Raw genomic sequence first — 7554 nt, forward strand, 5'->3', positions numbered from 1 at the left:
TATATTGGCGCTCTTACGATTTTTTAAGAGCGCTACATGAAAGTTCTGCACACTTCTGATTGGCACCTTGGCCAACAATTTTATGAATATGACCGTCGTCATGAACACCTTGCTTTTTTCACTTGGCTGTTAGCCACTCTCGTTGAGCAACAAATAGATTTACTGCTCGTTGCTGGCGATATTTATCATACTGCAACCCCCAGTGCTAGCGCCGAGAATCAACTCTATCAATTTATTAAAGATGCCAAAAAGCAGTGCCCTAATTTACATGTAGTAATTATTGCTGGGAACCACGACTCTGCAAATCGTATTTTAGCCGCGCAACCGTTACTCGCTCAATTTGATACCCATGTTGTAGGGCGTTTTGAGGCAACAGCAGCGGCTGATACCGTAATCACTATTAACACTAACAAAAAACGCGCTGTAATCGTTGCCATGCCATTTTTGCGCGCAAGCGATGTAACTACACTCAGCCAAACCAAAAGCGGCCCTAGCTATGCCCAAGGCGTTAAAAAGGCATATGAACTTGCCCTTGAGCATGCAGCTACTTTACAAAGTGAAAATACCCCGTTAATTGTTATGGGGCACCTTCATGCTAAAGGCGGCGATATATCGAGTGACTCTGAGCGCAACTTAGTAATAGGCGGCGAAGAAGCCATATCTGCCAACGTATTTGGTAAACAAGCACACTACGTTGCGCTGGGGCATTTACATAAAGCGCAGCAAGTTGCTAAAAATGAATGCATTAGATACAGCGGTACGCCAATTCCTATGTCGTTTTCAGAGCGAAATTACAGCCACCAAGTAAATGTAGTTGAATTTAATAGCGATGAAAAACAGCAAATTAGTGTAACTGTAAACCCCCTTTACATTCCTCGTTTAGCCGATGTAATAGTTTTACCGAAAGGGGAGTGCGTACCACTAGCTGAGCTATGCGAGGAAATTAAAGCCCTCGACACCACAGCCAATACAATAGCACCATATTTACGGGTAAAACTTAAATCTAGCGATACCGACACCACCTTCAGAGAACAAATAGAACAAGCTCTTGAGGGTAAACATATTCGTTTTTGTGGCATAGAGCGCGTGCGCGAACAAGCAGCTAACAATGAAGGCGGCGCAGTATTTGAAGATTTAAGTGAAGTTGAAATGCTCAACCCACTTAATTTATTAGAACAAGCATTTGCAAACGACAAAGATATGCACGGTGAAAGCGTACCCGACGCACTAAAAAATCTATTAAACGATGTTATTAACGAACTAGAGGAGCAACAGCAACTATGAAAATAACCGCAGTGCGTATTCATAACTTAGCTTCTATTGTTGATGCCGAAATAGACTTTTTAGCAGCCCCGCTAAAAGACGCCGGATTATTTGCAATTACCGGCGATACCGGCGCAGGTAAAAGCACTATTTTAGATGCTATTTGCTTAGCTTTATATGCTAAAACCGCAAGGTTAGGTGGCGATAGAGGCAATAAGGTAGAGTTTCAAGGCGACAGTATTAGGCTTAATGACGCGCGTAATTTACTTAGGCGAGGAACGTCTAATGGCTTTGCTGAAGTAGACTTTGTAGGACAAGATAAAGAAAGTTACCGAGCGTGTTGGAGCGTTAATCGCTCGCGAGGCAAAAGCGACGGCAATTTACAAGCAGCACAGCATACGCTTCATTTGTTACCTGATGATACGTTAATTTCATCAGATAAAAGTAAAACAGTAAAACAAATAGAAGCCAAAATAGGCTTAACCTTTGATCAGTTTTCGCGAGCAGTGTTATTAGCGCAACACGAATTTGCCGCGTTTTTAAAAGCCACCGGCGATGAGCGCGCACAGCTTTTAGAATGCTTAACCGGTACCGATAAATTTAGCCGTATTGGTGTACGTATTTTTGAGCGTAATAAAGAGCTAAAAGAAAAGTTTGAATTACTCCAAGCGAGTTTAGCAAGTTACACATTACTAAGTGAAGATGAATTAGCCGCTAAACAAACTTCGCTTAATGAATTAAAACTGCAAATTGAACACACTAAAAAAACCTTAACAACTACAGAGCAAAATTTAAATTGGTATAAACAAGCCAATACGCTTGAGCAAGCACTTAAACAAGCACAGCAAAACCAGCAACAAGCGCAAAACGAGCTTAATGCTATTGCTCAGCAAAGTGAGCAAGCTAAACAAGCACAAAGCGCACTTGAAATTAAAGATAACCGCAGTCGCTTTAAAAGTTTAACAGCTCAAAATATTGAGTTAAATACGAAAGTAAGTGACTTAAAAAGTATAGATCACACTGCAATAATTACTGCGCATGCTAATACGCTTAGTAAGCACCAAGAGATATTACAAACAGCTAAAGAACAAAAAAAAACTGCTGAGCCTATTATTGCTAAAGCGCGCGAGCTCGACAGTCAATTAGCTATTCAAGCACAAACCATTGCAAGCCTTACCCAGCAAAGCGAAAAAGAGCAATTACAATTAAACGATTTGCAGCAGCAATTTAAGCAAAGCCAATCTGTGCTTGATGAAGCTACAAAATTAAGTGCCCAGCATCAGCAGTGGTTAACTACGCACACACAATTAAAACCTTTAGCCAATGATTGGAATTACTATCAGCACAGTTTTAATCAGTTTTTAAACGCAACTGAGCAATTAAAAACAACGGCACATCAAAACCAAAAATTAGTGGCTGAGCAGGCTAAGCAAGCGACGCTTTTAACCGCGCAAAATACAAAGGTTGAGTCACAAGAACAGCTACTTGCTAGTGAGCAAAAAAATCTTAACCAATTAAATGAGCAGCAACGCCAATTTAATATTGAACAGTGCGATGCAAAGCTTAAAAATATTGATTACTTAAAAGATCAACGCGAGCGCTATAAACAGTTTAATCATGAACTAAAATACAGCACACAACAGCAAACACGCGTTGCAGAAAAACTTATCCAAAGTGAGCAAGCGCAAAACGCATTATTACAAAATTTGGCTTCGTGCGAGCAAACGCTTAAGCACAACGAATACACGCTTAGCCAAGCACGCCTTCGCGCCAGTGAAAATGTAGAACACTTACGTACACAACTTGCTCCTAACGAGCCATGTTTAGTGTGCGGTGCAACTGAGCACCCCTATGCAAGCACTCAAAACCAGCAATTAAATAACTTAATAGCCGATTTTGAAACAGCGTATAACAATGCAAAACAGCAACGCGATAGCGCCCAAACCCAACTGCATCAGCACCAAACACAACATGCTGTGTTAGTGGCCGAGCAAACGCAACATGGCCAAGCAATACAAATTGCACAGGCTAAGCAGCTAGAAATTAAAACGACCATGCAAGACGCTCGCACCGAGCTTAACGAGTTAACAACCGAGAAACTTGATGAAACCTACAAGCAACTCAGCGAGCAAAAAGCCCAGTATTTTGCAGTACAAACACAGCTGCGTACCTTACAAGAAAAAGTAAATCAGCAGCTTAATGCTTTAAAAACCGAGCAACACGCGCAGCAGCAATTACAAAACCAGCATGTTGAGTTAACTAATCAGTTAAACCAATTAAGCAGTAAACATAACGAGCTAAGCGTACAAATAAACGAGCTAAGCGCAGCGCTTAACGCGCAATTTGAACACAGCGACTTTTGGCAGCAGCTGCAAAGTGAATCGCTTACCCTAAGCGATTTAAACAAACAGGTTGAGCAATACCAGCAAACACTAACGCAGCTTGAGCAAAGCCAAAAACAGCTCAACAGTACAGACCAGCAACTACAGCAATTAACGCCATTAATCACTAAAAGTGATCACGCACTTAAAGCATTAAATGACGATTTAGCCAAAGCGCAGCAACAGCAAAATATTACGCAAAGCCAGCGATTAGCTTTATTTAATAATGAGCAAATAAGCGCAAGCGACTATCAAACCAAACTAGCCATGCAGCTTGAGCAATGCCAAACACAGCTAAATGCCAGCCAACAAGCGCACGATAACGCAATTAAACAGCGTGACGAGCATGCCATAACACTTAAAAATGTTGAGCAACGCTTGCAAGAGCACGCCCAGGAGCTAACCAGCCTTGAGGCACGTTACTTAGAGTGGTTTACTGACTTTAAAGCGCAACATAGCGATGCAACACACGAACAGGTCACTATTTTACTAACCTTAAGTAGCGAGCAAATTAAAGCGCACTTAAAACAGTTTGAACAAGTATCACAAACGCTAACCGATACAAATGCGGCGCTTAAACAGCAACAAAAATCGTACACTGAGCATCAAAATACTGACAAACCTTCAAAAAACCACGATGAGTTAACTGAGCAGCTAAATGTATTAAATACCCAGCAAACAGAGCTACAAAATAGCTTGCTTGCCACTAATACCGCTATTGAGCAACACAACCAAAATGCTAAAACGCTCAAAGGCAAACAAGCTGAGTTAACTACGCTTAAAACGCAAGTTGATCAGTGGCATTTACTTAATAAAGTATTAGGCGATGCAACCGGTAAAACCATGCGTAATTTAGCGCAAACGCAAACTTTAAAAATACTGCTGCACTATGCAAATAGTCATTTAAAAACCCTTAATAAACGCTATGAATTAACCGCTATTGAGCACTCTTTAGATATAGCTATTATTGACCGCGACATGGCCGATGAGCAACGCTCTGTAAATACGCTCTCTGGTGGTGAATCATTTTTAGTCTCTTTGGCGCTGGCTTTAGGGCTTGCTTCATTGTCGTCAAACAAAGTACAAATCAATTCTTTGTTTATTGACGAAGGGTTTGGTACGTTAGACAGCGAAACGCTCAGTGTTGCAATGGATGCACTTGATTCATTACAAGCACAAGGGCGAAAAGTAGGTGTTATATCGCATGTAAGCGAAATGAGTGAGCGCGTAGCAACACAAGTCCATGTGGCTAAAAAGCCGGGCGGTTATTCTAGCGTAGAAATTGTGTGAGGTTAATTTATATTGATAACACCCATTGTATTTATGATCCCCAAAAAACTTGGGGTCTATAAAGGAAGTAATAATGCCAACATTTACAGATGATCAAGCAACACAATACGATAGCCGCATTACGCGACTAGTACCAGGCTACGAGTTATTGCATCAACTAACTAATGCGCAACTGCAAGCCACATTAAAAGATAACGCACATATTTTAGTGGTAGGGGCGGGGACTGGCAAAGAGGTAATTGAATTAGCTAGCATTAATCCAACATGGAAGTTTACCGCACAAGATACCTCAAACGACATGCTTAGTGTTGCTAGCGATAAGTTTGCTGAGCAAGGAATAAGCGATAGAGTAACTGTACATTGCGGACCTTTAGAAAAACTTAAAACTAAAGCCGATGCAGCCTTATGCTTATTAGTGCTACAGTTTGTAGAAGATAATGGCGATAAAAAGCAAGTTCTTAAAAACATTAAAGCAAGTCTGAACAAAGAAGCTGCGCTGTATATTGCTGATTTAATGCGCCCAGAAACCTTATTTGAGCGTGATGCCCAGCTTTTAACTTGTGCAAAACTAGGCTTAGGTGAGGCCGGACAAACTCATATTCGTCATAGCCTAGAAAATGAATTTTATCCGTTAGATCGCATGCGTTTTAGCGAGCTACTGCATGAGTGTGGATTTAGCACTATTCCTAAATTGTACTTTAAAGCGCTAGGTTTTAGCGGCTATGTAATTTAGTAACTGCTTAACTGCTTAACTTAGTAACTTAGTAACTACACCACTTAGTAGCTCAGCTTTAAATATTAAACAGCCCCGCCTAGCGCAGGGCTTTTTTAATGGGGTATATAATTAAAAATGCAGGTTTCGGGCTCGAACAATATCTTTCATCACAATGGTTGAGGTTAAACGTTGCACGCCTGGCAGCGCCGATAGTTTATCATCGTATAATTTTTGAAACGCGCCTAAATCTCTAGTCACCACATGTATTAAATAATCAGGTGTACCAAACAAACGCTGCGCATTAGTTATTTGTGGAATATCTTCAACTGCTAATTCAAGTTTAGCCAACGATGCTTTATCACCTTCTTTAATAGTAATAAAAACCAACGCAGAAAAATTAAGCCCTACTTTTTCTGGAGAGATCTCCGTCCTGTAGCCCACAATTGCTTTGGTTTTTTCTAATTCTTTAACTCGGCGGTGACATGGCGAAACACTCAGCCCCACGCGATCTGCAAGTTCTGAAAGAGTGAGTCGGCCATCAACTTGCAGCTCAGCAAGAATTTTCCGATCTATGCTATCCATATTCAATTGTTTCCTAATAATGGCGTTTAATAAGGTAAAATATAGTATTTTTTCCCCATAAGAAAGCAATAAAATAAGCTCCCAATTATTTTAGGTTATTGTTGATGGATATTAATGTTATTTTTTCTTTTTGGCTGGTGTCAATATTGTTTGTACTTACCCCTGGTGCTGATTGGGCGTATACCATAAGCGCAGGAATTGCGGGAGATAAAATTATTCCGGCAGTTTCAGGGCTCTTGTTAGGCCACCTTATTGCCGCGCTGATTGTAGTGGTAGGTTTGGGTGCTATTTTAGCTTCACATGTGATGTTAATGAAATTTTTAACCTTATTTGGCGCACTGTATGTTGTTTGGATCGCGGTTTCGCTTTATAAAAACCCGCCAGTACCCGCAGTATATAATGGCGCTGCTAGTGAATTAGGCGAAACACCATTAAAGTGGATGAAAAAAGGCTTTATTATTAGCGGGTTAAATCCTAAAGTAATGCTGCTATTTTTAGCATTATTGCCACAATTTGTATTTCCGACCTTTTCATTTTCGATCACCGAGCAGCTGTTAGTATTAAGCGTAATTCATTTAATTGGCTGTGGCTTTGTATATTGGTTTATTGGTGTTAGCGCCCGAAAAATATTAAGCAATAACCCGGCACTTGCGATTAAATTTGGTCGACTTTCTGCCATTATATTATTTATTTTAGGCTCTTTAATGCTGTTTGATAGCGCACAAAAGCTACTAGTACACTTACAGTAATACACGCATAAAAAATAAAGCCTAAGCAGTACTTTAAACACCGCTTAGGCTTTTTTATTACTAATATTGTCTTGCCCTCAAATATATTTAAAAACGTAGGTCGGTTAAGCGAAGCGCCACCCGACGGGCGAATATCAGCATTACTTCAGATCATTGTTATATCAACTTAAAATAGTTCTCACTTAACACTCAAAGCCAAAAAATTAAATTGACACCCACTCTAATTATTAATCCCTTCAGTCTTTATCTAAACAAACATTGCTAGGCTTAAAAGCATCCTTAATTTTTAAAATCCCTCTGCTTATTCAAATAACGCTGTATTTATCTACTTTTCACTCATTTTTAGACATGCGAAATACTGTGCTTTCACAGTGAAGGGAAATAACGAGTAACTTTTTGAAGTAACGCTTTAAGCCAGTAGCTTTTCGCAATTACTAACGTTTGCGCGCCGCTTTCTGTTTAGGTGTTCGCAGTATCCTTCGTGCGACGCTGGGCGACCTACTGCACCATGAAATACGCGACTAAATTGTGTGGTGAGTTTTAGCCAGTTTTCGGGGGTAATGTTTACTCTTTG

General features: G+C 40.3%; 5 protein-coding genes and 1 pseudogene. 4 read left to right on the forward strand and 2 right to left on the reverse strand.

Features of this window, described 5'->3' with window-relative positions:
* Nucleotides 1-36 precede the first annotated feature (36 nt).
* The 3 genes from J5X91_RS15035 (at nucleotide 37) to J5X91_RS15045 (ending at nucleotide 5667) form a co-directional block, all read left to right on the forward strand.
* The gene (locus J5X91_RS15035; RefSeq protein WP_182684199.1) at nucleotides 37-1284 is read left to right on the forward strand and encodes an exonuclease SbcCD subunit D C-terminal domain-containing protein; all 1248 of its coding nucleotides are present in this window, start codon (nucleotides 37-39) and stop codon (nucleotides 1282-1284) included.
* Complete coding sequence (locus J5X91_RS15040) at nucleotides 1281-4934, forward strand: AAA family ATPase (RefSeq protein ID WP_208835149.1); 3654 nt, start codon at nucleotides 1281-1283, stop codon at nucleotides 4932-4934. The genes J5X91_RS15035 and J5X91_RS15040 overlap by 4 nt, the downstream gene beginning before the upstream one ends.
* A 73-nt stretch (nucleotides 4935-5007) precedes the next feature.
* Nucleotides 5008-5667 carry a class I SAM-dependent methyltransferase gene (locus J5X91_RS15045; RefSeq protein WP_011329695.1) on the forward strand — a complete coding sequence of 220 codons (660 nt, stop codon included), beginning with the start codon at nucleotides 5008-5010 and terminating at the stop codon, nucleotides 5665-5667.
* Between the two features lie 111 nt (nucleotides 5668-5778).
* Here the strand turns inward: J5X91_RS15045 and J5X91_RS15050 are convergent, their stop codons facing one another.
* Nucleotides 5779-6231, reverse strand: a complete 453-nt coding sequence (locus J5X91_RS15050) for an Lrp/AsnC family transcriptional regulator (RefSeq protein WP_011329694.1) — start codon at nucleotides 6229-6231, stop codon at nucleotides 5779-5781.
* 104 nt (nucleotides 6232-6335) lie between these two features.
* Here J5X91_RS15050 and J5X91_RS15055 point away from each other — a divergent pair, with 104 nt between their 5' ends.
* Nucleotides 6336-6980: a LysE family translocator gene (locus J5X91_RS15055; RefSeq protein WP_011329693.1), complete on the forward strand. Its 645-nt coding sequence runs from the start codon at nucleotides 6336-6338 to the stop codon at nucleotides 6978-6980.
* Nucleotides 6981-7389: 409 nt separating this feature from the next.
* Here the strand turns inward: J5X91_RS15055 and J5X91_RS18140 are convergent.
* Nucleotides 7390-7554 (reverse strand): annotated as a pseudogene (locus tag J5X91_RS18140) (transposase); the annotation flags it as partial.

It is taken from the genome of Pseudoalteromonas sp. K222D, from assembly GCF_017653575.1.
Lineage (GTDB): Bacteria > Pseudomonadota > Gammaproteobacteria > Enterobacterales > Alteromonadaceae > Pseudoalteromonas > Pseudoalteromonas nigrifaciens.